Origin of the sequence: Bacillus sp. RHFS10 (assembly GCF_016757475.1) — a bacterium.
Taxonomy (GTDB): domain Bacteria; phylum Bacillota; class Bacilli; order Bacillales; family Bacillaceae; genus Bacillus; species Bacillus subtilis_G.
Window position 1 is genome coordinate 300,114 of the sequence record NZ_JAESPO010000004.1, and the last position, 25,509, is coordinate 325,622.

A 25,509-nucleotide genomic window follows, 5' to 3' on the forward strand; every position below is an offset into this window, starting at 1 on the left:
TGCTGTGGTCTCCGAGTTCTCCATCACAATGTATTAACCTAGTGCAATTGTATCAGTTGATGTAAGCGGTGTCAATCACTTTCTGTCAAAAAGTTTTCATATTTCTTCCATAATTTGGTGTTTGATGTTGTGACGGCCACAGCCCCCGCTTTCAAGGCCCGTTCCACATCCTCTTCCGTACGGATGAAACCGCCGGCAAAGATAGGAATCCCCGTTTTCTCTTTTATTTCTTGAATGAGTGACGGAACGATGCCTGGCAGCACTTCAATGAAGTCAGGTTTATGCTTGCCGACAAACTCCATGCTTTTCTCCATCGCGCTTGTATCAAGCAGAAAGAGGCGCTGAATCGCATAAATTTTCTTCTGCTTCGCTTTGGCAATCACGCTTGACCTTGTTGAAATAATCCCGGCAGGCTTGATGTCCTGGCAAATAAACTCTGCTCCGTATTCGTCATGCTTGATCCCTTGAATGAGATCGACGTGCACCATCATGTTCTTTCCGTGCTTTTGCGCTTCTCTGATCACGCCTTTCAGCTGGCCGAGATGAATATCAAGAATAACACCGTAGGAAAATGAACTGTTCAAAAACTCATCAAATTGTTTCATATTTCGTATAGCCGGTAAAATCGGCTGATTGTGAAAACTCATCATGTGCTCCTTTAATAAATCACTTTTATATTACATCGTTTGAAAGCTTTCTTTCACCGTTTTCACGATAAAGGAAAGGTCCTCTTCTGTCAGGCAAAATGGCGGCGCGAGCTGGATGACGTTGTTGTAGCCGGCGACTGTATCCCCGTTTTTGCCGATGATCAGCCCTTTTTCTTTGCACGCTGCAACCACTTGGTTTACTTTGTCGACATCTGCCGGCTCTTTTGTCAATTGGTCTTTGACGAGCTCGATTCCGATCAGCAGCCCTTTTCCTCTTACATCTCCGACTGCCGGGTGTTCTCGCAAAACCTGAAGCTCACCCAAAAGCTTTGCCCCAAGGTCGCGGGATCGCTGAGTCAGCTGTTCGTCCTCCATAATTTGCAGGTTTTTCAACGCCACTGCACAGGCAGCCGGGCTTCCGCCGAACGTGTTCACGTGACGGAAACGGTCGTAAGGCGCTTCCCCCTGATACGCTTCGAAAATATCCCGTTTAACAGCAGTCGCTGACAATGGCAGATACGCGCTTGTGATTCCCTTTGCCATCGTAATGATATCAGGCTTCACGCCGTAGTGCATAAATCCGAACGGCTCGCCTGTCCGTCCAAACCCGCAAATGACTTCATCGCAAATCAAAAGAGCGCCATGGCGGCGGCAAATATCCTCCACCCTCTTCATATATCCGTCCGGCGGCATTAGGATGCCCCCGCCTGTTATGATAGGCTCCATGATGACCCCGGCAATCGTTTCGCTTAATTCCCATGTCATGATGCGGTCAATTTCATTTGCGCTTTCAAGCGTGTCGGCATCCTCCGGGTTCCGGTATACATCTGGCGGGGCTGCATGCAGGAACCCCTGGCTTAAAGGCTCGTATTTATATTTCCGCTGCGCCTGCCCGGTAGCCGAAAGCGCTCCCAATGTATTGCCGTGGTATGCCCTGTATCTCGAGATGAATTTATAACGGCTGTGGCCGCCGTTTTGCAGATGGTACTGGCGGGCGATTTTAAAAGCAGTTTCGTTTGCTTCCGATCCGCTGTTGGAAAAAAAGATGACATAATCGCCGCCGAGCCATTCATTCAGCTTTTCCGCCAGTTGAATTGCCGGTGCGTGACTTTGCGTTAACGGGTAATATGGAAGCTCCTTTAATTGCTCATAGGCAGCCTCAGCAAGCTCCGTTCTGCCGTAACCTATATTGACGCACCACAATCCTGACATCGCGTCCAAATAACGGCGTCCGTCTATATCGGTCACCCAAGCCCCCTCGGCCTTTTGGGCAATCAGGCTGTCCGCTTGATGCGCTCCCTTCATGGCATGCCACACAAATTGCTCATCTTTTTGCTTTAATCCCTGATGTTGCTGAATGTTTTCCATCCCCATCATCTCCATTTCATTAGCGTTCACTAAAGTGCCAATTCAATTGAAACAGACCTTCTCTTATGTGATGTCTTGGTGATGATTTCCCTGCCTTCAATATAAAGCCAGACGGGGTTCGAGTCAATAAACCGCGGAATGAATAAAACACCCTCTATCTCAAGAAGAAAGAGGATGCAGCATCCAAAGCAAAACAGGCAAGGTGTTCTTGTTACAGATGCTTGGAGAGCCTATAAAACTATGCAAAGGAAAAAGTGATAGAACATTACCGTATTAAATTTAATGATGGTAAGACGTTATTAAAGGTTTGTACTTATTCAAATGTTAATGGACTGCACTCACGTCTAAAACATTGGATCAACCGTTTTAAAGGTGTGGCACTAAATACCTTGATAATGGTATCTGTAGATAGGCAGTAATAAAAGTACAAAACATAACATCAAAGAGCTTCTTTTGACTTCATTTGTTTTTGTGTTGAAAGAAACATATTACAATTTACGTTTATCAAAATTCGCTATTAAGTTCTTATTTAACTAACGGAGCAGAATAACTAGAATAAGAAACGTGATAAAACAAGAACGTTTTTGACGATATTTTATGACTAGACTATTCTATTCTAGAAAACATTGTATTACGTAGTATCAAAAATAAGGAGTACAAAACAGTGAATGAATTTTACAAGGCATTAACATATGTAAATAAATTGTTTTATGAACCAAATCACTTAACTATAACTGCTATTCGAGAAGAAGCTCAAAATTCAGATTATGGGGCTGGTGTGTTTCAACTACATTCAAAATCAGTTAGATTTAGAGTCGCAAAAATAACATCTAACAAGATAGGACAATTTGTTACTTTTTGGGAAAAAGATAAAGATAATAAAAACCAAGCTTTTTCATATGAAAAGGCTACTGATTTATTGGTTATCAATACGTTTACTAGTAATAATAATTTTGGACAATTCGTTTTTCCAAAAGAAGTTCTTGTAAAACAAAATATCCTTAAAACAGCCACTACAAAAGGAAAAATGGCAATTAGAGTTTACCCTAGATGGGAAACCCCCACTAGTAAACAAGCTATCGAAACACAAAAATGGCAGTTAACATATTTTGTTGAGGTGAACAATACAAATCGTTTTTCAGTGCAAGAACTATTAAAGCTATATTCTAACTAAAATGGGATAACCCTGAGTCGGTCGGGTAGAAACCTCAAAATGTAACAGATTTTAAAGCAAGCGCGTAACCGTTTCAATTCCGCTTATGATAAAAAACCCGCCAATTCAGGCGGGTTTTGGGATTATTTTTTATATTGAATATGATAAATATCACGCCGTCTGTCTTTTAGCTGGCGCACCGTACCGTTTTGGCGCTGTCTTCTGAGAATTTCAAGATCAACATCACCGATGACGACCATTTCGATATTCGGATTTGTTTCACCGACAATGCCGTCTCTGGCGAATTCAAAATCGGATGGTGCGAAGATGCCTGACTGAGCGTATTGGATATCCATATTTTCCGTTTGCGGAAGGTTTCCAACCGTCCCGGAGATGACCGTATAAATTTGATTTTCAACCGCTCTTGCCTGCGAACAGTATCTGACACGCAAGTATCCTTGGCGGTCTTCTGTACAAAATGGCGTAAAAATGATTTTTGCGCCTTTATCCGCCGCAATCCGGGCGAGCTCAGGAAATTCTATGTCATAACAGATCTGAATCGCGATTTTTCCGCAGTCCGTATCAAACACGCGAACCTGGTCTCCTGCGCTGATTCCCCACCATTTGCGTTCATTCGGCGTAATATGAAGTTTGTATTGCTTCTCGATCGTTCCGTCCCGTCTGAACAAGTAAGCGATATTGTAAATCTTGTCTTCCTCTTCGACAAAATGCGACCCGCCGATGATGTTGACATTATACTTCACAGCCAAATCAGTAAATAAGCTGATGTAATCTTCTGTATACTCGGTAATTCTCTGAACCGCCAAGCTCGGTGACCGTTCCTCAAGGAAAGACATCAGCTGGGTTGTAAAAATTTCCGGAAACACAGCAAAATCAGATCGCGCATCTGAAGCGACATCGACATAGTATTCTACTTGATTGGCAAATTCCTCAAAGGAATAAATTTTCTTCATTTCGTATTGGATAACACAAATTCTCACAGGAAACGCCGATTTATAATAGCGTTTTGTCTGCTGAGGAAGATAATCGACATTATTCCATTCCATCAACGTCGCATACTTGATCGAAGCTGTATCGTCCGGGAGATAATTCGGGTTAATCCGCATAAGGGTAAAACCATTCATCAGCTGAAAAGATAGGACCGGATCGTAAATTTGGTGGCGTGTCACCTGCTCAACATACTCTCTCGCCGTCATTTCATCTGCATATTTGTGAAAGTTCGGAATCCGTCCGCCTATGATAATGCTTTTCAGATTTAAACGTCTGGCCAAGTCCTTTCTCGCCTCATACAAACGATGGCCGATCTTCATTCTTCTGTATTCCGGATGAACCATGACCTCAATGCCGTACATATTCAAGCCATCAGGATTATGATTGGTGATATAACCGTCATCTGTAATGTCCTGCCACGTATGGCGGTCATCATATTCATCAAAATTAATCAGGAGGCTTGAGCACGAACCGATTATTTCACCTTCGAATTCTGCACAAAACTGCCCTTCGGGAAAATGCTCCAAGTGGCTGATTAAATGCTCCCGCTTCCAAGGGTCCATCCCCGGAAAACAGTCCTTTTGAAGATCAATAATCTTGTCGATATCTTTCTCTTCGATATTGCGAATGGCCATTTTCTTTTCAAAACGGCTCAAATCTAATTTCTCAGACAATCTACTCGCTCCTTTTTAGTGTTGTGCGTTCAGTTGATCAAGCAATAGGGCGAGCTCCATCTCCGCCATTGATTCAAGCCTGTGATCATAGTCTTCAAACATCAAGGTACCAGTCACTTTATTCGGGACAATGACACACTTCATCCCCGCCCTTTTCGCAGCAATCGAACCATTGACAGAATCCTCGAACGCCAGACATTCAGATGGCGATACCCCAAGGTTCTTTGCCGCCAATACATACAGCTCGGGATTCGGCTTCACCTCTTCCACATCATCCGCCGTTTGAATGACCTCAAAATCATCAAACAGGCCGATTTGCTTCAAATGGCCGGACACCCATTTATAGTCAGAGCTGGAGGCAAGGCCTACTTTTAAGCCTAAATCCTTTGCCGCATTCAAATACGCTTCGACACCCGGTCTCGCTTTTTCTGTTTCCATGCGTTTCGTAAACCGCTCTCTTCTCAGTTTTGTCAGCTCTTCATGGTTCAGCTTTTGGCCGATCTGCTCTTCTAAATATTTAAAAGGCTGAAATCCCGCGGCTGTTCCGATGACCTTTCCCCAGACGGATAGCGGAAGGACCGAGCCATGTTCCTCAAATATTTCCTGAAGGACTTCATATTCGTGTGTTTCTGTATCGAGAATAAGCCCGTCAAAATCAAAAATTAACGCTTTAATCACTGCTTACAACTCCTTTAGCCCAAATTGAGACATATGTATACACTCACTATACCCCGAAACATGCCTGCTTTCAAAAAGTAAGGTTTATGTGAAGAAAGAGCCTGCACACCGCAAGCTCTTTCTTATTAATGAATGTTTTGATGAGAAATGTTTGTCAGCGCTACTCCCGCAGACTCGTTCGACATCTGATTGACTGCCAGGTCTCCAAGCGCAACGATCCCGACTAGATTGTTTTGATCTACAATAGGAAGGCGGCGGATTTGGTGCTGGGCCATCAGCTGCGACGCGTCTTCCAGGCTCATATTAGGATGACCTGATATGAGGTCTGTTGACATCACTTCTGAAACGGGTGTCTGGCCATCTCGGCCGTGAGCTGTAGTTCTTAATGCAATGTCGCGGTCAGTCAGCATTCCTTTTAAAACACCTTGATCTACAACAGGAATCGCCCCGACGTTATACTGGTTCATGAGAGAAGCCGCTTCCTGAATCGTTTGATTCGGAGAAACGGTTGCCACCTGCGTTGTCATTGTATTTTTAACTGAACTCATTGTCAGCACCCCTTTCACCCATTAGTATGTTCAGACACGCGCTGATTAAAAAGGGAGTTAGAGGAAAGGTTTTATGATATGATTTCTTTGATGCAAAAAAGAGCTTTTCTGAAAACGGAAAAGCTCCTGCCGCCGGATTATATCAGCCTTCTGTGACCGGAAAAGTCTTTATTTGTCTTCGTTTGAAAGTCAGAAAAAGCAAACGGAAAATATATCCCAAAATCATTCAGCATCTTGCTGTTTTTCTCAAAAATCGCCTGATTACTTATATCAGCATGCGGTGAAGGCTTTGTCAGAATAATATGTATCATTTGCAGACAAGCCATAATTTGAAATGCTTCTTTTAATGTTCCTTGGTAATCATGGTTATTTAAAGACAGAACGCCTTTCTTTTTAAAGCGCTGAATGTCCAGTTCGGAGAAATAAAGAGGAAATACATCATGGAAAAGCTCCATTGACAGCTCCTTGATAAAGCTCTCCTGTTCTTCAGTTGCTGCGTTCACAATTCTCACGTCAATCACCTTTCTTGCCATCGAATATCCTAACTCTTAATCAAGAATAGCACAGAAAAAAACCCGAATGCTAAGGTAAGTGTTTCCTATGAGAAACGCGGCCTTCCGCTTCGAAAAGGAGCCATTTGACATGAAACAAAAAGGCAGAGGGCTTGAGCTCCTCATCAATGAAAAACAGGATGGCCAATGGCTGTTTTCTGTACTGAAAACAGCGCTCAAAGCCTCTAAACCCGTGCTTCAAGACTGGGTGTCCCATCATCGGATAAAGGTCAATCACGAATCCGTCTTACACAATATAACCGTAAAAAAGGGAGACCGCCTGTTCATTGATCTTCAGGAAAATGAAGAATCTTCCGTCATTCCAGAATATGGAGAACTTGATATTTTATTTGAGGACAATCACATGCTCATCGTGAATAAACCTGCGGGCATAGCGACACATCCGAATGAGGATGGCCAAACCGGCACTTTGGCTAACTTGATCGCATACCATTATCAGGTGAATGGCGAAACATGCAAGGTGCGGCATGTCCACCGCCTTGACCAGGATACATCTGGTGCCATCGTTTTTGCCAAACATCGTTTGGCACACGCCATTTTGGATCAGCAGTTAGAGAAAAAGACGCTGAAACGCACGTATACCGCCATCGCTGAAGGAAAGCTAAAGACAAAAAAAGGGACAATTGATTCACCGATCGGCAGAGACAGATCACACCCGACAAGACGCCGGGTTTCACCAGGCGGGCAAGCAGCCGTCACTCATTTCAAGGTGATTGCCGCCAATGCGAAGGAGCGGCTGTCACTCGTTGAGTTAGAGCTGGAAACAGGCAGGACACACCAAATTCGTGTTCATATGGCGAGCACCGGCCATCCACTGGCAGGAGATGCGCTTTACGGAGGCGGAAGCACGCTGCTAAACAGACAGGCGCTGCATGCCAGAAAGGTACAAGCGGTTCATCCGATAACAGGCGAGCTGATTGTTGCCGAGGCGCCTTTCCCAGCTGATATAGAAAACCTTTGCCACTCTTATTTTTCCTGAAGAAAAGCCGCAGGCATCGCCCGCGGCTTTTAAGTAATCCGTTTTCCATATATGATATAGCGTTTCGGGGCATTGCCGATATATGAAAACGGATAGCAGGTCGTCAGAATGAGTTCCTCTTTTTCATGCTGGAGTGTAATAATGGATGTGTCATCTTTATCGACTATTTTTGTTTTTACTATTTCATACGTGAAATCGCCATATGACAGGAAAATACGAAGCCTGTCCCCCTTTTCCAGCTCTCCCGTCCGGCGAAACACGGTATCACGATGTCCCGACAGTACAATTTGCCCGTTTTCATCAGGATAATAGCTATCCTTGTAATGCCCGACACCTTTTTCTAAATCATCTGCATCGGTGCCCTCCACGATCGGAAGCTCCGCCTTAATTTTGGGTATTTCCAAAATGCCGCTCGCTTGTCCGGTCTCAGGCTTAAATGATGCTTTGTTCTCTGCTTGAACAGCGCTTTTTTTCTCGCGCGAAGCTACCCGCGGCTTTTCAGACGCCAGTTTCGCTTCTTTTAATGTCTGTTCGGTCTTCATATGGGTATCGATCAATTTAAGGCCACCATAGCCTGCGATCACTAGGCCGGCCGCAATGATGACGAGTGGAATAACCTTTTTCACGTTCTGGAGGCGCTCCTTTTTCTTCTGACATATAGATAAGTTCCGGACAGTGCCGCCGCCGCACCGATCACGATAAAGTTATAGTAGCCCGCTGATGTATCCGGAAGCTGATGATCAGACCCGCTTTCGGCAATCCCGTTTGGCACTGGCAATGTGCTGATACCGCCCGCAGTATCAGCGGTTTTTTTCGGTATTTCGTCGATTCTCAAACTGGCTGAAGGCGGAAGCTGATGAAACGGTACAGTACCCGGAGTCTCTTTTATATCAGTATGATCCTCACCAGGCTCTGGGACGTCTTTAACCGGCTGATTCGTCCCCGGTCCATTTCCCGGGTCTTCTGTTACAGGATCTTCAATGTCACTGGCTTCAGCAAGCTTAATTCTTCCCTCTTTTGTATACGCAATCGGTTTATCAAAGCTCTTCACGTACTCAACTGTCGCGTCCAAATCCTCGGGCCCTGTCACCGGATTTTTCCCAAGCGATCCGATTGGCTGATATTTGGTCCCTGTCGCCGTCGCCATAAAATTATTAACGGTCAGTGTGTATGTCGCATCAGGCTGAATCTCGGCGCCATCTGCCATTTTCATCTCGACAGCTTTTCCGGTTTCTTTATCCCACGTATACGTAAACCCGCTGATGCTGTAGTCAGGCCCAAAAACCGGCGAGATTTGCGCATTGATAATTTTTCTTAAATCTTTTCCCTTAATCTCAAGCTTCGTTAACACATTACCGAAAGGCTGAATATTGTAAAGATCTCCCCACGTAATGGGGCCCTTCTTCAGCGCTTCCCGTATTCCGCCGCCATTCATAAGGGCAAAATCCGTTTTCATGGCCGCTCTCATGCCATCCGCAATCAAATTTCCAAGAGGCGTGTCCCCGTCATTCGAATAACCGCCTTCCATGTCAATAGCCGCTTCACCGACAACCTCACTGATAATCGGTTCGGCTAGTGTTTGATATTTATTTAAAATAGCTGAGGCGCTTGGATCCGGTTCTATTTTACTCTGATCGACATATTCGATTTCCGCCGACTTTTTCACAATGTCTTTTGTCGTTTTATCGATCTCTACATCAACAACACCTATCGCTTTTCCATATTCAAAAGCCTGAACGATCAGTTTTCCGTTCACTTCGCCGTTAACAATCTTGTGATTATGCGCTGCAAAAATCACATCTATTTCAGCATCTGTTTTGTTTGCTAAATCTGCTGATTCACCTGTAATTGCAGTGCCATTTTGTTCAGCTGACATATGTGCGAGAACCGCGATGGCCTTCACGCCTTTTTTCTTCAGCTCTTCGGCCGCCTCATTCACCGCTGTCACTTCATCGGTAAATTCGATGTTTTTTATTCCCTCAGGCATGACCATACCCGCTGCCGACTGTGTGACAACCCCGATAAAAGCAACCGGTATGCTCTCCACATTTATGATGTCATATGCCGGCAAAAAGGGCTCTCCAGTCGATTTCATCTTACAATTTGCGCACACAAGGGGAAAGTTCTGTCCATCATATCCGCTTGTGCCTTTCGGGTGATCTCCGCCGTTTAAAATCCTCAGCAGTTCATCCGCACCTTCATCGAACTCATGATTGCCGACCGTTCCGACATCAAATCCGATATCCTCCATCAATTCTACAGTTGGCTCATCTTGTAGAAGAGATGAAACTGGAGAGCTGCCTCCGATCATATCTCCAGCGTGAACAATCAGCGTGTTTTTCTTTTCAGCCTTTTTTTCTTTCAAATATGCGGCGGCATAGTCCATGCGCCCAAAGACGCCGTCTGCAGTTCCGTTTCCATCAAGATCTAGCTCATACTGCTGATCAATCTTGCCATGCAAATCGTTCATACTGAGAATGCTAAGCGGCACATGTTGTTCCGGTGCCGTTTGCCTTTTTTTATATCCTGCGTTTTCCGCTTCACTTGCAGAGGCGAAGAAAATTCTATTTTCCACAGCTACCTGTTTCCATTCAGCTGGCTCCACATACGTTTTATTTGACGAATCTCCCACATATCTTGTCAGGCCTTTCCCTTGCTCTCTGGCTCTAAATTCAAAAGGCATTTCCATGAGGGGATCGTTTTCATTCCATATTCCTTTTTGTGCTTTTTTCGCAGCGGCTGCGGCAGCCTGAAACTGCTGATAATCCTCTTCATTGTCTACCGGCCAAATAAAATACGTCGGAGCATAGCCATTTTTCACAAGCTCTAGGTTTACATTGGAACCCGATTCCGTTATGACCTGCCCAAGAAGTCTGCCATAACTGTCCTTCGCTTCACTCCCGACCTTGACAGTAATCCTCTCTCCTGAAGACAAAATTGTTTTTAGATAGTCAGATGCTTTTTTGCCAAAACTTAATTGATTTTCGTCCGCTTCATTTTTTGGTGTGTGATACGTTTCAGGTGTATCTACATTCACAAACCGGACTTTTGTCGTTCCAAGTATGGGAGATTTGAGATGAATGGTATCACCGTCAACAACCCGATCCACAATACCTTCATATTCACCCTCCGCAGACGGAGGAGCTGGCTGTTCTTCGAGCAGCTTCAGGTCAGACGATTTTCGCGGAAGCAGCTGAAGGGATTGGTACCTGCTTAACACACCGGTAAATTCATACCATTTTCCCTCATCAAGTTCGCCTATGGCCCCTGTTTCATTCATAACCCGAAGCATCATAGCATGGTGATCTCCATCAATCATCGTTACATTATAGCCACCGCCGGCTGGAGAATTTGGAATTGAGGAAACAAACGCTTTTAGTGTCACAAGCCGGCCTTCAAACTGATCACCCAGACTGCTATTAACCAGTTCATTGATGGTTGAATGTATAGGAGCGGGGAGAGATTGGTTTGACTGGTTGATTTTGATGCCTGATGAGTTTGGAACGATTTCTGTCAGCCCTTGGTATGTCGTGATTTTTCCTTTTACCGTGATATCCATGCCTTCTTTTAACTCGGGAAATAGTTCAGGGGAAGACGAATAAATGTTAATGCCTCCGGTTTCATCCTGCACAAAGGTCGACAGCTTCCCGCCTCCGACCGCGCTTTGATCAGCAGTGACGATCCCTTTTATTGTTACTTCTTTATTCAGCCGACCCCGCGCTTCATTTATCGTCACCAGCTGTTCAGCCGGCGGTGTTTTCATGTCATCAGTTAAGTTCATCGACTGAACGTTCTTAAGTCCTGTCGTGTTAAAGTATTCTTCAAGCTGTCCTTGAACAGTTATCTTTTTTCCAAGAAGCAGCGGATTAGTTTGCAGCCCAAATCGGCTCCTAAAGTCGGAGGGGATTTGCACAGGAAGGATGTGTTCCGGCGATGCCTCGTTTTTACTGTCCGCCAGCGCAACATGATAATCATTTGAAAAAGGGCTTGTCAGTTTATACCGCTGCGGAGAAACAGCCTGGCCGACAGCATATCCTTCAACAAGCGCCTGTCCTTCTTTTTGCTGTACCGCCATATCAACCGATATCGGATGTTGCGGCTCAGCCGCCTTTACAGCTTCGCACGTGTACATCACATTTAAGAACATCAATGCCGCGACTAACACTATATGCAGAATACGCCTCATCATTTTTCCTCCCTTAATAAACACATTACAGCTTATCATTTCGACAGGCACCATATAATTCCTTTCAGGCTTCTGCATAAAACGCGGCAGACTGATACAAAATACAGCTGATCTGAAAAAAAAGGAGGAATTCGGTTTGGATCAGTTAAATCAGCAGCAGCAATCCCAAATGAACAAAGGCATCCCTGGCAAACCGCATAAAAACCACGGCGGACATGAACTGTTTGATATGCACGAGGTGCTTTCCGGAACACTTAATGTCCTTGACCAGTTTACGATGCTGAAACAATTTTGTAAGGATCAGGAATTAGTAAACATCCTTGATCGACAACATCAATTCATTGCGTCTCAATATAACTTAACTGCTGAATGCTTTAAAACAGGAAACGAACCTTCACAAAAAACAGCAACTTATATGATGAAGGAAGATAATCAGACTGTTTACGGCATGCAGCCATCACAGCCTAAAAAACCTGTTCAATCCATGAATGATATTGATGACAGCATTATCAGCCGACAAATGCTTTGCACTGTTAAAGCACAAGCCTCTATGCTAACGATGGCTTCTCTAGAAATGACGAATCCAGCCGTAAGACGCGTGTTGTCGGCGCAGATTCAACAGTATGTTGAAATGGCTTTCGAAATTTTCCTATACCAAAACAAACACGGCTATTACCAAGTTCCTCAGCTAGATGCGCAGGACATGGAACAAATGAAAAATTCATTTGCTCCGGCACAAGGACAAATGCCTCCAACTCAAGGCGGTATGGGCCAACAAGGACTTCATTAATAACAAAGGCATTGGATAGGATCTATCCAATGCCTCACTGTTTTCATCAAATGTTTTCTTAAAATCTTTTTCAAATTGATCAAGACTTTCCTTTGTTGCCGATTTAAACCCTTCTGTAAAGTCTCCTTTCTTTGCCGTTTCCTTTATCATTTTTGAGATAACGCCTTCCCCGTATTTGCCCGTCAGCTCATTGATCATATAAAAGCTTTGCAAATAGACATCAGTGTCATATTCGACTCGTGCTTCCTGCCAGTCTTGATCTGTCTGCAAACGGTCAAAGGGCACGACAGAAAACGTGACCGGATCTATGAGCAATTCATAGTTCGCGATCCACTCGCTTAACCCTTCATGAAACCATAACGGAAACTCAGCAGGATCTGCCTCAAGCTCCTTCAATTTCTGATGAAACGCATGGTGCGTATATTCATGAATCAACAATCTCTGATACAAATAAACCGCTACCTCGTCACCTTCTAAAAGCTTCTTTTTTTCTTCAGGCAACAAACCGATCAGCTGCTCCCGTTCAGAATAAAAACCGACGACATCCAATAAACCGGAGTAATCCTCCATCAGTTTTTCATTAGAAAAAAAAATAATATCAATAGGCTTTTGATTCGAATATCCAATCATAATCTGATTAATATTGACCGCATATTCAAGTGTTTCTTTCGTCAACGGCAGTAAGGACTTTTCCTTTGAAGTGTAATAAATATCGGCCTGTTTGAATGACTCTTTCTTCATGTGCTTCGTCACTTGTTCTTTCGTTATACCAGATGCCTGCCCTGGCAAAGACAGTATATACAACGTGCTGGATACGATGGCCGAGCTTACAGCCAGCATCACAAGGACTCCGCACAGGAATAGAGCGGATGCCGCACGCTTTCCTATGCCATCCCGCAAACGTCTCCCTCCCTGAGCCGGTCCGTCTTGTACCTTTTTTTTCACTCTATGCAGCAAGAGTTTGCGGTGTGCCATTCACGCCAAAAAAGCCGCACAAATTGTGCGGCTGCTTTGTTCGTCCTTATTCAGGTTGCGGGAATATACGCTGTACAGTTTCACTGAATTCATCGAAAAACCCTGCAACCGGATCGCCATTTTGAATCCGATCGCCATATCCCTGCATTCGGTCTACAAAGTCTGGGTTAGCTGAAACATAAACATTATCCATGTTTTTATCAGTATCTTTTACTTTTTCGGAAATTTTCTTTTTCAGATCCTGTCCAACATCTTCTTTTCCATTTTTCAATACAACTGCAACATACGCTTGATTTCCTGCAACGATCACATTTGCTTGCTCTACTTCTTTCATATCAGAAATTTTATCAGCAGCATCGTCAGCAACTTCTAATTGTTGATTCTCATTACCATTGTTATTGCCGTTATCGTTAACATTGTCTGTTACATTATTATCGACATTGTCACGATTGTTATTGACGTCGTTAATATTTCCTCTGCCGTTATCGTTCACCGGATTACGGTAGTTAACGTTTTCTGGATCTGCATTATCACGTCTGCCCTCACCCTGATTGGCCATACCGCAGCCAGTCATAAGCAAAGGGATAAGAAGCATGGACGCAAGGACTTGTTTTTTTCCAAGCATGTGAATTCCTCCTTTATCACTTTATCTATAGGTTTTTCTAAATCGCTTTAAATATGCATGTAAATCTGAAGGAAATGCTTTCCCGGGAAATAAAACGGTTAATTTGTCTAATGAGGGGGAAAATATGAATACACCAAGAAGGAGGGATTATGTTGTTCAATCAGCGAAGAGGAATCAGTCCCGCAGCATTGGTGATAGGCTCAACGATGCTTATTGCTGCGTTATCGCCTCAGATCCGCAAAAGATTCAGCGGGTTTATCACAGGACAAATGAACAGACGGAATTCTGATAATAAGATGTTTGATGCTTCTAATGTAGGAAACATGGTCAAACAAGTATTGGGCGGCGGCGATAAACAGGAACGTTCACAACATCAAAGCCAGCAGCAAAATGGCCGGCAGCATCAGCATGACGAACAGCAAAAAACACAGCACCAGCACACACATTCTCAAACGAGTCAAACCGAGTCAGCTGCGAAAAAAAGACAGTCTCATTATGCTGAACCCGTTCATTTTGACCAAAGCGCAATGAACGTTATGGATGATAACACCATGATGGGAATCCTGGAGGATTTAGAACCTGGCCGTTAAAAAAACGTGTCATCCAAGATGGATTGCATAATGGTTCAAATGGTTAATTTTGCTTTTCATTTTTCTTGTTTTTTATTTTTCTGCCTGTTTTGGAGTACAATTGCTAGCATTAAAAAATCCTTCTTGCGTGAAATGAACGTTTGAAGGATTTTTTATTTATGCTGCCACTGAAGCCAAAGCAATCTTTATTGATTGATGTTACTAAAAGGTGAAGCAAGAACACTAGTTAACACTGTTACTGCCAATATAACCCCTCTGAGTTTCATTAATAATCTCTCCCTTTTTATGTTGTTTCTTGCTTCAACACTCAACATATCATATTCACTTGACGTTGGAAGTCCTGTTTTCTGATGAAAAACTGCGTCACTTCAATCGCATTCTAAATTTTCATTCATTTTCTTTGAATCAAAATATACATATGCCCGCTAAATAATTCATACAAAAAGTCGCTTTCCCTTACGTAAGGAAAGCGACTTTTAGATTGAATCCCCCTTATTATCAAGCTTTTTGAAAATGTGTTGACTATTCAGTTGAACTGTATTATGTTGTTATTAAGTTGAACTATATAGTTGAACTGAAGAGAGGGTGAGGGTATGAAACATAAATTATTACCGTTGTCTGAAACGATGCATTATATTTTATTAGCTCTGCGTGAACCACTCCATGGCTATGCCGTAATGCAGAAAATAGAAAAGATAAGTAATGGGACTGTTATGTTAGCAGCCGGTACACTATACGGTGCGATTGAAAACTTGAATAAGCATGGTTGGATTGAACCTGTTGGAGAGTCAGGCCGGAGAAAAGTTTATATGATCACTGCTGAAGGAAGCACCATTTTGAAAATGGAACAAAACAGGTTATTGCATATTTTATCCCTGTACGAAGGAAGTGAATCGAATGAAGAAAATGAAGATGTTTTTTGATATTGAAAAAGAGGAGCAATGGCTGAACGAGCAATTACAAAAGGGTTATCGTTGTACCAATATTAGTGGATTAGGCATATACACTTTCGAAAAAACTGACAAGAGATATGTGATGCGACTGGATTATCAAGATATTTTATTAAAGAAAAAGTTCAAAGATTACAAAGGGATCTATGAAGACTTCGGTTGGATGTATATAAATGGCTCCTTGCTTAGTGGAATACGATATTGGCAAAAAGAGGATGATGGTCAAAATGAAATCTTCTCGGATCGCCAATCAAAGTGTCACTATTATAAAAGATTGATAAATTATTCTTCTGGTTTCGGTTTACTGTGTTTGTTTTTTTCTTATATGATTTACAAGGATTCAGGTTTATATTTAACTGAAGGTCTTTGGAGTATGAAAGGTGCATGGTTTTGGAAAGCATTTTTATTTGAAACTCCATTTGCTCTTTTGAGGTCGCTTCCCGCCCTTATGTTTGCTTTCTTTGCCATCAGTTTCTATAAAGCGTATCGAAAGTATTCAATGTTAAAAGAAAAATAATGAGGCCATGTATTTACCACAGTCAGGCGCTTTTCTTTCATTCGTGGCCAAAATTTAGAAATCACAACATATCGCCGAAAGCCTCTTCAAGAATGTATTGATCATGGTCAAGAGGAAATCCTTCTGAACCCAGTTACATTTGCACAGTGGAATAAAAGCATAAAAAAGAACCCATGAAACCTTTACATTACAGGGTTCATGGGTCTTTTATTGAAATGAACATCAAAACGAAGCGGGTTACACGCTGTTACGCTTCTTCAGCTTCAATCACTCTGGATTGATCATTGAATACATTTGAATCAATTTCCTTTGTGATCTTACTCGTAATAAGACCTGATGTCATACTGCCGCTGACATTCAAAGCAGTACGCCCCATGTCGATTAACGGTTCGATTGAGATTAATAAACCGGCGAGCGCGACAGGCATATTTAATGATGATAAAACAAGAAGCGCCGCGAATGTCGCTCCGCCGCCAACTCCGGCAACACCGAAGGAGCTGATGGCAACGACTGCGATAACTGTGATGAGAAACACCGGATCAAACGGATTCTGGCCGATCGTCGGGGCAATCATCATCGCCAGCATCGCAGGATAAATGCCGGCGCATCCATTTTGGCCAATCGAAAGACCGAACGAACCTGCAAAGTTAGCGATTCCTTCCGACACACCCAAGCTTCTCTGTGTTTTAATATTCAGTGGCAAAGCACCCGCGCTGGATCGTGATGTAAATGCAAATATAAGTACAGGGAGCGCTTTTTTCAAATAAACGATCGGGTTCAAGCCGCTGAGCGTCAGCATCAGCAAATGAATGATAAACATTGCGATTAACGCGGTATACGAAGCAATTACAAACATACCTAGTTTTAAAATGCTGTCAATATCACTCGTCGCGATCGTTTTGGTCATAATCGCCAACACTCCATAAGGCGTCAGGCGCAAAATGAGGGTGACGACACGCATGACAATGGCATAAACGGCATCAACCAGCTTTTTAAATGTTTCTGCCTGTTCCGGCTGTTTACGTTTTACGCCGAGGAATGCCATTCCAAGGAAAGCAGCAAAAATCACGACAGCGATCGTTGAAGTCGGTCTAGCTCCTGTAAAATCTAAAAACGGGTTTCCCGGCAGCAGTTCAACAATCTGCTGCGGCAATGTTTTCGCTGCCATATCCTCTGATTTCTGCTCAAGCTCCTGCCCCCGTGAAAGTTCAGTATCTCCTTGGTCGACTTGGATCGCCTGCAAATCAAAAGAGAGCGCGGACGCAATACCGACAGCTGCAGCTACAGCTGTTGTTGCAACTAAAATCCCGATAATTAAACCGCTGATTTTCCCAAGATTTTTTGTCAGCTTCAGCTTTGTAAATGCACCGAGAATTGAAATAAAGACGAGCGGCATAACAACCATTTGAAGCAATTTGACATATCCGCCCCCGGCAATATTAAACCAGTCGGCTGTTTGAATGACTATATTTGAAGTCGGGCCGTAAATCAGCTGAAGCGCAAATCCGAATACAATCCCCAGCCCCAGCGCAGTAAATACACGTTTGGAGAAGGAAACGTGTTTTTTCTGCATAGCAAAAAGCCCTAAGATAAGTAACAATAAAATAAATACGTGTAATACGACTAGTAAAGTCTCCAAAGCAGGTAAACTCTCCCTTCAAATTTTCTTTTTTACTATATTACACTAATTCCGATAGGTCAAGTGCGAATTATTCCAGCTTATGATTCCAGTAAAAAAACCTTATATAATCCCTTTTTTGTTCTTTTCTTTCTCTTCCATCTTTAGTACCTTATATAAAGGTGATAACATTTGCTGAAAGAACTGTTTGTAAACTTGACCATTTTAATCACATTTAATTATCTCTTCACCCACCTGTTTAAAGAAAGGTTAGTGCATAAAAAAGACAGCATGCCCTTCCAAGCTGTTAAAGGACTGGCCTGCGGTTTGCTCGGGGTTATTCTGATGTTTTTCGGATTGAACTATCAGCATTCAATCATTGATCTTCGAAATATCCCTATTATGATGGCCGCTCTTTATGGAGGATGGGTTTCAACGGCAACGGCTTTGATTATGATTACCGCAGGCCGCATGCTGATTACGATGAACACATCTGCAATATACTCGGTTATTATCATTTGTATCGCTGCCATCCCGTCACTCATTGTTTCCAGAAGAAAAAAGGTTCAATTAAAACATGCTTTCTATCTTTTAATGATCACAAACAGTATGATTTCCTTTTCCTTTTATTTTCTTATAGATTTACATTCCTTTGAACTTCACTTGTATTTTTGGGCCACCTCATTAGCGGGCGGCATGCTCAGTTTATATATCATTGATCATGAAACAAATGCACATCTTCTTTTTAAACAATATAAGTTTCAGGCGCACTTTGACTTTTTAACAGGCATTTATAACCGAAGAAAATTTGAAGAAATCTCACAAGCCCTGTATCAACAGGCGGCCAATACCCCGCATTTCCAATTCGCACTGATTTATATAGATATCGACCATTTCAAAACCATCAATGACCAGTACGGACATCATGAAGGTGATCAGGTGCTGAAAGAGCTGGGTTCACGGCTGAAGCAGAGCATCCGAAATTCTGATCCTGCCGCACGGATTGGCGGTGAAGAATTTGCCGTGCTCCTGCCAAACTGTACGCTTGATAAAGCAGCCCAAATCGCGGAACGGATCAGGCGCGCTGTCAGTGATACACCGATTGCATTAACAAACGGCGATGAGCTGTCAGTTACGATATCACTGGGGGCTGCTCATTATCCCAATAATACAGAGCATCCAGAATCTTTGCCGATTCTTGCCGATCAAATGTTGTACAAAGCGAAAGAAGCGGGACGGAACAAAGTGTGTTTTTCAGAAAAAAAAGAATGAATTCAATGTTCGAATTCATTCTTCCAATCTGAAAGACGTTTCAAAGGCAGAAAAGCCGGGACAAGGTCTCCCCGATACTTTTTTTCTATAAATGCCGCTGTATCATCAGCTTGATAGAGCTCGATAATGGTTTGCAGTGCTTCCCGATCTTGATCCTCCGCTCTGACAACAATCAAATTCATCTCTTCCTTGGACATGAGCCCGCCGCTCTTTAAAGCATGTTTTTCCAGGCTCAACCCCGCTTTTTTTGCTTCAGAAGGTTTCATGACAAACACGTCGGCACCTCTCACAGCATCCTGTTGCCGGACTGCTTTCAATTTCAGGTGTCTCGGATTGTCTTTGATCATATCGACTGAACCTGTTCCGTTAAATCCGTTTTTCAGCGTTAGCAACCCCGCCTCCTGAAGCATCGTAAGCGCCCTTCCAAAATCAAACACTTTATCCGGAACGGAAACAACAGCTCCTCGTGGTATATCTTGAATTCGGCCATATCGTTTTGAATAAATGCCCATAGGCGTTATGTATGTCGTACCGAGCGGCGCCAGCTTATGTTTGTATTTTTCAGTGAACGACTGAAAATATGAAATGGTTTGCAAGGCGTTGGCATCAATTTCTTTATTTGCAAGCGCGATATCAGACTCCGCATAATCAGAAAAAAGAATCAGTTGAATATCCAACCCCGTCTCTTCTGCCTTTTCAGCAATATAGTTCCATATTGCCTCGTCAGACTCAGCAATTCCGATTTTTATCGATTCATGTTCTGCCGACGGTGAGCATGCAGTGAATGAAACGAGTAGAATAAAAACAAAACTGCATATAAGCCACTTTTTCATTGTGACCATACTCCTATCTATGTATTAGAGCATGCAAGCAATATCATACATAAAAATCAAACGCTCTCTTTAGTTGATAAACATTGTCATTTGCAATATTGATACGTTTTACCTTACTCATATCCAGTAGGGTTGTCAATTCCTATTATATTCTCTTCCCTAAAAGAAGATATCTCAGGCAAACGTATGATCACGTATCGAGAAAGCAGATGAATTTCAGTGAATAAATATCAAATTGAAAAATAAATATGGTATTTCACGAAAAAGTTTCGTTTAGCAGTTGTTTTTTCTGAAGATTACTGGTAGAGTAAAGGTAATTATTTTTGTTCGAACTATCTTTAAGAAGAAAGTTTTGTAAGAGTTTTCGTCTTGAAAGTTTGTTAAGAGCAAGAATAGTGAATTTAAGCGTTATGATCGCTTTAGGAGGAAATTTCATGTTAGAAGGTAAAGTAAAATGGTTCAACTCTGAAAAAGGTTTCGGATTCATCGAAGTAGAAGGTCAAGACGATGTATTCGTTCATTTCTCTGCTATTCAAGGCGAAGGCTTCAAAACTTTAGAAGAAGGCCAAACAGTTTCTTTCGAAATCGTTGAAGGCAACCGTGGACCACAAGCTGCTAACGTTACTAAAGAAGCGTAAGCATAAATTGATATGAAAAACTGCAGGCGCAAACCTGCAGTTTTTTTCGATAAAAAAGCTGTTTTGCTTAAGCAAAACAGCTTTTTACATTAGTTCGCAATATCCCGTTTCATAAAGATTCCGAAAGCCAACAACAGGAAGACAACAAAGTAAACTGCCAGCATAACAACCGAGAAAGTCATCGTCATCCCTTCTACCAACGGTGATCCCTCTACATATTGCATTAAGCTGACATTGGCAAATAAAATATACTTTGCCCAGTCAAACTTCATCGCAATAAATGCAGTGGCTGTCGTACCCGTTACCAATAAAAAGATGGAAAAACCTACTGCCAGCGAGCTGTTTCTAAAGACAGCCGACAGCATAAATGCCATCGTTGCGATCATTAAAGCTGCAACAGATTCCGAGAGATATGTTTTTGCCAAATATCCCATCATATTTTGTTCAAAAATATGGCCGTCCTTGTAGATTAAATGAACATTCGCAGCAGTGTCGCCGCCTGTCCCGAAGAAGATCAACCCTAATAAAGCAGACCCCATAAATAAAATAAACAGCAATAAAAATCCAAACAGGAGAACTGTAATATATTTAGAGAGCAAAATCTGAAAACGGCTGAGCGGGCGGATCATTAACAGCTTAATCGTTCCCCAATTAAATTCGTTCGCGACAATTCCAGCTGCGATAATAATGGTGAATAGACCGGTCAGGATCGTAAAATTTGCTGAATCTGTTACATAAGACCATACAGTATACCCAGTGTCATCGGGGATATTATGTTCAATACGATAGTTGTTGACTGTAATCGTTTCTTCATAGCCATCTTTCAGTGAAGGATTTTCTTTGATCTCTTTCTTCAATGCGGCATTTTCCGCTTGAAGCGTTTGTTTCCATTTCGGATTTGCTTCATCCGACGTAAAATGGTTTGTTAAGAACGCCCAGCCAATCATGGTCAAAGCCAGAATCCCGATCATCACCCATGTTCCGGCACGGCTGAAAATTTTGACCCATTCATTATAAATCAAATTAAGCATGTTGAACCTCCTCTTTTGCTTCACCTGTCACTTCTAAGAAACGGTCCTCTAATGATTTCGCCATTACTTTTACTTCATAAATCCGGATTTGCTGCATCACCAGCAATTCAATGGCCGCAGGGACTTCGTCTTTAGACAGCTTGACTTCTACACCGTTTGTCTTGCCCACCACATCATACTCCTTTAGAACAGAAGCGGCTTCATTCGGCTGCTCAACGTTGAAGAAATATGTATCTTTTTCATCAGTGATTTCATCTTTTACATTTTGAATATCGATAAGCTTCCCTTTTTGTAAAATCGCAATTCGATCACACATCAGTTCCATTTCTGAGAGCAGGTGGCTTGAAACAATGACAGCCATTCCTCTTTCTCGCGTCAGCTTTTTTAAATGATCTCTGATTTCCCTGATTCCCGCCGGATCAAGGCCGTTGGTCGGTTCATCCAAAATCAGCACTTTCGGATCGTGCAGAAGGCATTGTGCCAAGCCGAGACGTTGTCTCATCCCAAGAGAATATGTTTTCACCTTGTCATGGATTCTGTCTGTTAAACCGACTAGTTCAATGACTTCATCAATTTTTTCCTTCGTGACGCCCTTGACCATCCTTGCGTATTGCTGGAGATTTTTATATCCACTTAAGAATTTATACAGCTCTGGGTTTTCTACGATCGCCCCAATATGCTTAATCGCCTTGGCATACTCTTTCGTGATCGATTGGCCGCAAATGAGCACATCACCTTTTGACAGTTTCATTAATCCTACCATCATTCTGATAGTTGTCGTTTTCCCCGCTCCGTTCGGCCCTAAAAAACCGAATACTTCGCCTTCTCGAATTGTAAAACTAAGATGATCAATGATCGTTCGCCCTCTGATGTTCTTTGTCACATTTTTCAATTCCAACACAGTCTTCATCATATTCCTCCTCTTTCTTTTCTAGTAAACTTCCATTTTAGATTTAAACCATTGCAAAACAGACATGCCTTCCTGCTCACGAATGTCCTCCACATCACGCTGCGCAACCTTCTCTCCATTCGCAAGCACGATGACTTCGTCAAGCAAGGTTTCTATTTCATCAATCTCGTGCGTAGCGATCACGACAATCTGCTGCTCAAAATCAATGTACGAAACCAAGCTGTTTACGATGGAATCCCTCACCATCGGATCAAGCCCGGAAAAGGGTTCATCCAGCAAGATGACGGATGCCCTTCTTGCTAAAGCAAGAACGATTTTCAGCCTGCCCCGATTTCCTTTTGACAGCTTTTTGATCTTTTTTTCCGGATCGAGCTGCATCTCATTCAACAGCTTATAAGCTTGGTCTGCTTGAAAATCAGAAAATTGAGACTGATAGAACTTCACCATGTCTTTTACAGTAAAATGCGGATAAAACATATCAAGCTCTGTCAGATAAGCCGTGTGGCGCACCATATCTCTCGTAACCTGCTTTTCATCCGCTTTTACCAACCCTGATGTAGGAAACAGAAGGCCGGCCATCATTTTTAAGGTCGTTGATTTACCGCTGCCGTTCGGACCGATCAGACCATAAATCCGTCCGGATGATAAGGAGATCGATACATCTTGAACGGCGGTGTGGCTGCCGTATTTTTTTGATACACGTTCTAAAGTGATTTCCATTTCAGCCTCCCTCAGTGAATGTTTTAATCCCTTCAACCATTTCTTCTTTCGTTAACCCCAGCTCTGTCATTTGCTTCACAAAGCCTTCCAGCACTTCTCGTGTCAGCCTGTCTTTCAGCTCATCTACGATGTCTGCTTTCTCCGCAATAAACGTCCCTTGACCTCTTCTTGTCTCCACAATACCCAGCCTTTCCATCTCACTGTATGTTCTTTGAATTGTATTGGGATTTACCTTGGTTTGAATCGCCATTTCTCTTACAGAAGGAAGCTTGTCTCCCGGAAGCAGTTCCTTCCTGACAAGCCGATAGAAGATCTGGTCAGCAATCTGCAGATAAATCGGTTTCGAGGATTGGAAATGATTGTCCATCTTCACACCTCTACTTTACGATCAAGCAGTTTTGAAGCCGCGATAAGCAGCAAGATTGTGATGACAATAGCGATAGGAAACCCAAGCACAGGTAGATGTATCGGTTTTAATTCCAATCTCCAAACGTCACGGAAGTGAAAATCAAAATTACAATAAACTGTTACAGGCCAGAAGTGCTTTTGAGATTCTAATAATGGGCTTATGAGGTATTTATCGAGAAAGAACCACACTGTGGCCAGCAGCCCCATCGCAGCCCATCGCATTGCGCGCCAATTCTTAAGTGAATGAAAAACAGTCCAAAAGACAACTATCGTTACTGACATATATAACGAGGAAATAAGCCCGTACACATTCAGCAAAACGACTGTGCTTGTCATATCAACATGATGCTCCAGCAGGTTTTTCACGGAGAACATATGATAAATCCATATGCCATAAGCGGTTAATGCCAATTGAATCAGAAATTGATAGAGCAAAGTTGCTGCCAATTTGGAAGAAAGCAGCCTAAAACCGCCATTTGGATTATACAGCCAAAGCTGTGATTTCCCTTCTTTGCGAAGGTGATAAAACACAAAAACAGGAGATAGGAAAAGCAGAAAAAAAGCAACTGCAACAAAGAAACCAAAAATGAAAAGAGGTTCTTTTGTGCGAGAAGCTATGATATGACCTGGCACCAATAAGAAAATGATTCCGCATACCCAAACTAGCAGCCACATTCTTGAAAGCTTTATATCTTTCTTTAACAGACCTAAAAAAGAATCCATGTCTTTCCCTCCCGGAAGCCTCTTCGGTGTATGAGTAACATAGTACACTAGTTCAAACCTGAATACAACATATTCCATGGATTTATTTGATAAAAAAATATAATTCATACATGCACACAGAAAAAAAGGCAAATCCGCTATGAGTAAACGGATTTGCCTTTTTTATTACTTATTCTTACTTTTCATGGAGAGCAGCGCATCACGATAGCTGCTGTCCTGCATTTTGTCACTTTCTTCAGTGACCTTTTCTTCTGACTGATCTTCATCAGAATGCTTAAACTTTTGCAGCGCCTGCCTGTAAATATCATCACCCATTGCGTCACGTTTCTCTTTTGGGGAATCGTTTTTCACAACGGCTGGCATATGCTCGGCAGCCCTTGTTTCAGCAGGGTATTGCGCTTCGTTTTTTTCCTCTTCTGGAGGGGCGATTTTTTCGGTTGTTTCTTGCTTCTCAGGTCCAAGAGAGGCGTTGCGGACGTTAAATGTTATAAGACCCGCAATGACAATGACAGCAGCAATAATTGCGATAATAATGGCCATTTCAACCTCTCCTTTACTGACCTGCTGTTAGGTTTCCTGTGACTTGGCTGACGCGTCTTCCTAAGGCGCGCCCAAGCTGAATACCTTCCTCAGACATTAACTCGTCACTGTCAACCGGACAGGTGACGCCTGCACCGTAATAAGAGCCGTACAGTGCGTTTTCAGGCACGTTGCCAGGCAGGCCGACAACGATCATGCCTTGGTGGAACATCGGCGTGATGAGATTGTGCATTGTCATTTCCAAGCCGCCGTGTGTTGTTGCCGTTGTGCAGAAAACAGCGCCGACTTTGTTGATCAGCTCGCCTTCAGCCCACAAATAGCCAAGTCTGTCGATCCAAGCTTTGAGACCGGAGCTGATTGTTCCGAAATGCCCAGGGCACCCCCAAATAATCGCATCCATCTCTTTCAGTTTGCGGATATCAGCCTGATCGACATGGTCGATCAGTACCTCAGCCGCCTCGTTTTCTCTCGCGCCTTCAGCAATCGCTTCTGCAAGAGCCTTTGTATGTTCACCTTCACTGTCATACACTACATAAATTTTCATTCAGGAAAC

General features: G+C 42.8%; 27 protein-coding genes and 1 pseudogene. 9 read left to right on the forward strand and 19 right to left on the reverse strand.

The window, feature by feature from the left end; genetic code table 11:
- Nucleotides 1-71: 71 nt before the first annotated feature.
- Together glpP and JMN17_RS15940 are read right to left on the reverse strand one after the other, a co-directional pair.
- A complete protein-coding gene (gene glpP / locus JMN17_RS15935) occupies nucleotides 72-650 on the reverse strand; it encodes a glycerol uptake operon antiterminator GlpP (RefSeq protein ID WP_087991178.1) in 579 nt (192 codons plus the stop codon).
- Nucleotides 651-677: 27 nt separating this feature from the next.
- Nucleotides 678-2,030 carry an aspartate aminotransferase family protein gene (locus JMN17_RS15940; RefSeq protein WP_087991295.1) on the reverse strand — a complete coding sequence of 451 codons (1,353 nt, stop codon included), beginning with the start codon at nucleotides 2,028-2,030 and terminating at the stop codon, nucleotides 678-680.
- A 171-nt stretch (nucleotides 2,031-2,201) separates the two neighbouring features.
- On the opposite strand from JMN17_RS15940, the pseudogene JMN17_RS21795 reads away from it, so the two are divergent.
- Together JMN17_RS21795 and JMN17_RS15945 are read left to right on the forward strand one after the other, a co-directional pair.
- Nucleotides 2,202-2,552: pseudogene (locus JMN17_RS21795) on the forward strand (IS1595 family transposase); the annotation flags it as partial.
- Between the two features lie 127 nt (nucleotides 2,553-2,679).
- Nucleotides 2,680-3,189, forward strand: coding sequence for a MepB family protein (locus tag JMN17_RS15945; RefSeq protein WP_202328522.1), 510 nt, complete (start codon nucleotides 2,680-2,682; stop codon nucleotides 3,187-3,189).
- A 122-nt stretch (nucleotides 3,190-3,311) separates the two neighbouring features.
- Here JMN17_RS15945 and JMN17_RS15950 read toward each other — a convergent pair whose 3' ends face one another.
- The 4 genes from JMN17_RS15950 to JMN17_RS15965 all read right to left on the reverse strand — a co-directional run bounded on the left by JMN17_RS15950 (nucleotide 3,312) and on the right by JMN17_RS15965 (nucleotide 6,612).
- Nucleotides 3,312-4,853: a bifunctional GNAT family N-acetyltransferase/carbon-nitrogen hydrolase family protein gene (locus tag JMN17_RS15950; RefSeq protein ID WP_148964392.1), complete on the reverse strand. Its 1,542-nt coding sequence runs from the start codon at nucleotides 4,851-4,853 to the stop codon at nucleotides 3,312-3,314.
- A 15-nt stretch (nucleotides 4,854-4,868) separates the two neighbouring features.
- Entirely contained in the window at nucleotides 4,869-5,531 is a 663-nt protein-coding gene (locus JMN17_RS15955) for an HAD family hydrolase (protein WP_202328523.1), read from the reverse strand.
- A 125-nt stretch (nucleotides 5,532-5,656) separates the two neighbouring features.
- Nucleotides 5,657-6,079, reverse strand: coding sequence for a CBS domain-containing protein (locus JMN17_RS15960; protein ID WP_087993733.1), 423 nt, complete (start codon nucleotides 6,077-6,079; stop codon nucleotides 5,657-5,659).
- 137 nt (nucleotides 6,080-6,216) lie between these two features.
- Nucleotides 6,217-6,612 carry a YhcU family protein gene (locus tag JMN17_RS15965; protein ID WP_087993732.1) on the reverse strand — a complete coding sequence of 132 codons (396 nt, stop codon included), beginning with the start codon at nucleotides 6,610-6,612 and terminating at the stop codon, nucleotides 6,217-6,219.
- 109 nt (nucleotides 6,613-6,721) lie between these two features.
- Between JMN17_RS15965 and JMN17_RS15970 the strand changes: the two genes are divergently transcribed.
- A complete protein-coding gene (locus tag JMN17_RS15970; protein WP_202328524.1) occupies nucleotides 6,722-7,630 on the forward strand; it encodes an RluA family pseudouridine synthase in 909 nt (302 codons plus the stop codon).
- A 29-nt stretch (nucleotides 7,631-7,659) separates the two neighbouring features.
- Here the strand turns inward: JMN17_RS15970 and srtA are convergent, their stop codons facing one another.
- Together srtA and JMN17_RS15980 are read right to left on the reverse strand one after the other, a co-directional pair.
- A complete protein-coding gene (srtA, locus tag JMN17_RS15975; RefSeq protein ID WP_087993730.1) occupies nucleotides 7,660-8,256 on the reverse strand; it encodes a sortase SrtA in 597 nt (198 codons plus the stop codon).
- The gene (locus JMN17_RS15980; RefSeq protein WP_202328525.1) at nucleotides 8,253-11,870 is read right to left on the reverse strand and encodes a 5'-nucleotidase C-terminal domain-containing protein; all 3,618 of its coding nucleotides are present in this window, start codon (nucleotides 11,868-11,870) and stop codon (nucleotides 8,253-8,255) included. The genes srtA and JMN17_RS15980 overlap by 4 nt, the downstream gene beginning before the upstream one ends.
- Before the next feature lie 82 nt (nucleotides 11,871-11,952).
- Here JMN17_RS15980 and JMN17_RS15985 point away from each other — a divergent pair, with 82 nt between their 5' ends.
- Nucleotides 11,953-12,606: a spore coat protein gene (locus JMN17_RS15985; protein WP_087993729.1), complete on the forward strand. Its 654-nt coding sequence runs from the start codon at nucleotides 11,953-11,955 to the stop codon at nucleotides 12,604-12,606.
- Here the strand turns inward: JMN17_RS15985 and JMN17_RS15990 are convergent.
- Nucleotides 12,538-13,506 (reverse strand): hypothetical protein, encoded by a 969-nt coding sequence (locus JMN17_RS15990; RefSeq protein ID WP_087993728.1) that lies wholly within the window; start codon nucleotides 13,504-13,506, stop codon nucleotides 12,538-12,540. The two genes, JMN17_RS15985 and JMN17_RS15990, sit on opposite strands and share 69 nt — an antisense overlap.
- A gap of 121 nt (nucleotides 13,507-13,627) precedes the next feature.
- Nucleotides 13,628-14,206 (reverse strand): YhcN/YlaJ family sporulation lipoprotein, encoded by a 579-nt coding sequence (locus tag JMN17_RS15995; protein ID WP_087993727.1) that lies wholly within the window; start codon nucleotides 14,204-14,206, stop codon nucleotides 13,628-13,630.
- Nucleotides 14,207-14,355: 149 nt separating this feature from the next.
- Here JMN17_RS15995 and JMN17_RS16000 point away from each other — a divergent pair, with 149 nt between their 5' ends.
- The 3 genes from JMN17_RS16000 (at nucleotide 14,356) to JMN17_RS16010 (ending at nucleotide 16,263) form a co-directional block, all read left to right on the forward strand.
- Nucleotides 14,356-14,796 (forward strand): hypothetical protein, encoded by a 441-nt coding sequence (locus JMN17_RS16000; protein WP_087993726.1) that lies wholly within the window; start codon nucleotides 14,356-14,358, stop codon nucleotides 14,794-14,796.
- Nucleotides 14,797-15,389: 593 nt separating this feature from the next.
- Nucleotides 15,390-15,719: a PadR family transcriptional regulator gene (locus tag JMN17_RS16005; protein ID WP_010327757.1), complete on the forward strand. Its 330-nt coding sequence runs from the start codon at nucleotides 15,390-15,392 to the stop codon at nucleotides 15,717-15,719.
- Nucleotides 15,694-16,263 carry a DUF2812 domain-containing protein gene (locus tag JMN17_RS16010; protein ID WP_087993725.1) on the forward strand — a complete coding sequence of 190 codons (570 nt, stop codon included), beginning with the start codon at nucleotides 15,694-15,696 and terminating at the stop codon, nucleotides 16,261-16,263. The genes JMN17_RS16005 and JMN17_RS16010 overlap by 26 nt, the downstream gene beginning before the upstream one ends.
- 247 nt (nucleotides 16,264-16,510) lie before the next feature.
- Here the strand turns inward: JMN17_RS16010 and tcyP are convergent, their stop codons facing one another.
- Nucleotides 16,511-17,902, reverse strand: a complete 1,392-nt coding sequence (tcyP, locus tag JMN17_RS16015; protein ID WP_202328526.1) for an L-cystine transporter TcyP — start codon at nucleotides 17,900-17,902, stop codon at nucleotides 16,511-16,513.
- Nucleotides 17,903-18,073: 171 nt separating this feature from the next.
- Between tcyP and JMN17_RS16020 the strand changes: the two genes are divergently transcribed.
- Nucleotides 18,074-19,153, forward strand: a complete 1,080-nt coding sequence (locus tag JMN17_RS16020; protein WP_087993723.1) for a GGDEF domain-containing protein — start codon at nucleotides 18,074-18,076, stop codon at nucleotides 19,151-19,153.
- Nucleotides 19,154-19,155: 2 nt separating this feature from the next.
- Here the strand turns inward: JMN17_RS16020 and JMN17_RS16025 are convergent, their stop codons facing one another.
- Entirely contained in the window at nucleotides 19,156-19,986 is an 831-nt protein-coding gene (locus JMN17_RS16025; RefSeq protein ID WP_087993722.1) for a MetQ/NlpA family ABC transporter substrate-binding protein, read from the reverse strand.
- 434 nt (nucleotides 19,987-20,420) lie between these two features.
- Between JMN17_RS16025 and cspB the strand changes: the two genes are divergently transcribed.
- Entirely contained in the window at nucleotides 20,421-20,624 is a 204-nt protein-coding gene (gene cspB, locus JMN17_RS16030; RefSeq protein WP_087993721.1) for a cold shock-like protein CspB, read from the forward strand.
- A gap of 89 nt (nucleotides 20,625-20,713) precedes the next feature.
- Here cspB and JMN17_RS16035 read toward each other — a convergent pair whose 3' ends face one another.
- The 7 genes from JMN17_RS16035 to JMN17_RS16070 all read right to left on the reverse strand — a co-directional run bounded on the left by JMN17_RS16035 (nucleotide 20,714) and on the right by JMN17_RS16070 (nucleotide 25,500).
- Complete coding sequence (locus JMN17_RS16035) at nucleotides 20,714-21,655, reverse strand: ABC transporter permease (protein WP_087993720.1); 942 nt, start codon at nucleotides 21,653-21,655, stop codon at nucleotides 20,714-20,716.
- Nucleotides 21,648-22,565: an ABC transporter ATP-binding protein gene (locus tag JMN17_RS16040; RefSeq protein WP_087993719.1), complete on the reverse strand. Its 918-nt coding sequence runs from the start codon at nucleotides 22,563-22,565 to the stop codon at nucleotides 21,648-21,650. Before JMN17_RS16040 ends, JMN17_RS16035 begins: the two co-directional genes overlap by 8 nt.
- A 21-nt stretch (nucleotides 22,566-22,586) precedes the next feature.
- Nucleotides 22,587-23,285, reverse strand: coding sequence for an ABC transporter ATP-binding protein (locus JMN17_RS16045; protein WP_087993718.1), 699 nt, complete (start codon nucleotides 23,283-23,285; stop codon nucleotides 22,587-22,589).
- A gap of 1 nt (nucleotide 23,286) precedes the next feature.
- On the reverse strand, nucleotides 23,287-23,652 hold the full coding sequence (locus tag JMN17_RS16050; RefSeq protein WP_087993717.1) for a GntR family transcriptional regulator: 366 nt from the start codon (nucleotides 23,650-23,652) through the stop codon (nucleotides 23,287-23,289).
- A 2-nt stretch (nucleotides 23,653-23,654) separates the two neighbouring features.
- A complete protein-coding gene (locus tag JMN17_RS16055; protein WP_202328527.1) occupies nucleotides 23,655-24,416 on the reverse strand; it encodes a hypothetical protein in 762 nt (253 codons plus the stop codon).
- Nucleotides 24,417-24,581: 165 nt separating this feature from the next.
- Complete coding sequence (locus JMN17_RS16065) at nucleotides 24,582-24,956, reverse strand: hypothetical protein (protein ID WP_202328528.1); 375 nt, start codon at nucleotides 24,954-24,956, stop codon at nucleotides 24,582-24,584.
- A 13-nt stretch (nucleotides 24,957-24,969) separates the two neighbouring features.
- Nucleotides 24,970-25,500 carry an NAD(P)H-dependent oxidoreductase gene (locus JMN17_RS16070; protein WP_087993714.1) on the reverse strand — a complete coding sequence of 177 codons (531 nt, stop codon included), beginning with the start codon at nucleotides 25,498-25,500 and terminating at the stop codon, nucleotides 24,970-24,972.
- Between the last annotated feature and the right edge of the window lie 9 nt (nucleotides 25,501-25,509).

What these genes read in the sequence shown, in the direction of transcription:
- JMN17_RS16045 (WP_087993718.1), bottom strand. Translation starts at nt 23,285, where the DNA reads ATGGAAATCACTTTAGAACGTGTATCAAAAAAATACGGCAGCCACACC.
- JMN17_RS15970 (WP_202328524.1), top strand. Translation starts at nt 6,722, where the DNA reads ATGAAACAAAAAGGCAGAGGGCTTGAGCTCCTCATCAATGAAAAACAG.
- JMN17_RS16005 (WP_010327757.1), top strand. Translation starts at nt 15,390, where the DNA reads ATGAAACATAAATTATTACCGTTGTCTGAAACGATGCATTATATTTTA.
- JMN17_RS16040 (WP_087993719.1), bottom strand. Translation starts at nt 22,565, where the DNA reads ATGAAGACTGTGTTGGAATTGAAAAATGTGACAAAGAACATCAGAGGG.
- JMN17_RS16035 (WP_087993720.1), bottom strand. Translation starts at nt 21,655, where the DNA reads ATGCTTAATTTGATTTATAATGAATGGGTCAAAATTTTCAGCCGTGCC.
- JMN17_RS15980 (WP_202328525.1), bottom strand. Translation starts at nt 11,870, where the DNA reads ATGGTGCCTGTCGAAATGATAAGCTGTAATGTGTTTATTAAGGGAGGA.
- JMN17_RS16065 (WP_202328528.1), bottom strand. Translation starts at nt 24,956, where the DNA reads ATGGCCATTATTATCGCAATTATTGCTGCTGTCATTGTCATTGCGGGT.
- cspB (WP_087993721.1), top strand. Translation starts at nt 20,421, where the DNA reads ATGTTAGAAGGTAAAGTAAAATGGTTCAACTCTGAAAAAGGTTTCGGA.
- JMN17_RS15995 (WP_087993727.1), bottom strand. Translation starts at nt 14,206, where the DNA reads ATGCTTGGAAAAAAACAAGTCCTTGCGTCCATGCTTCTTATCCCTTTG.
- JMN17_RS16050 (WP_087993717.1), bottom strand. Translation starts at nt 23,652, where the DNA reads ATGGACAATCATTTCCAATCCTCGAAACCGATTTATCTGCAGATTGCT.
- JMN17_RS16000 (WP_087993726.1), top strand. Translation starts at nt 14,356, where the DNA reads ATGTTGTTCAATCAGCGAAGAGGAATCAGTCCCGCAGCATTGGTGATA.
- JMN17_RS15965 (WP_087993732.1), bottom strand. Translation starts at nt 6,612, where the DNA reads ATGGCAAGAAAGGTGATTGACGTGAGAATTGTGAACGCAGCAACTGAA.
- JMN17_RS15940 (WP_087991295.1), bottom strand. Translation starts at nt 2,030, where the DNA reads ATGGAGATGATGGGGATGGAAAACATTCAGCAACATCAGGGATTAAAG.
- JMN17_RS15960 (WP_087993733.1), bottom strand. Translation starts at nt 6,079, where the DNA reads ATGAGTTCAGTTAAAAATACAATGACAACGCAGGTGGCAACCGTTTCT.
- JMN17_RS16055 (WP_202328527.1), bottom strand. Translation starts at nt 24,416, where the DNA reads ATGGATTCTTTTTTAGGTCTGTTAAAGAAAGATATAAAGCTTTCAAGA.
- JMN17_RS16010 (WP_087993725.1), top strand. Translation starts at nt 15,694, where the DNA reads ATGAAGAAAATGAAGATGTTTTTTGATATTGAAAAAGAGGAGCAATGG.
- glpP (WP_087991178.1), bottom strand. Translation starts at nt 650, where the DNA reads ATGATGAGTTTTCACAATCAGCCGATTTTACCGGCTATACGAAATATG.
- JMN17_RS16025 (WP_087993722.1), bottom strand. Translation starts at nt 19,986, where the DNA reads ATGAAAAAGTGGCTTATATGCAGTTTTGTTTTTATTCTACTCGTTTCA.
- JMN17_RS16070 (WP_087993714.1), bottom strand. Translation starts at nt 25,500, where the DNA reads ATGAAAATTTATGTAGTGTATGACAGTGAAGGTGAACATACAAAGGCT.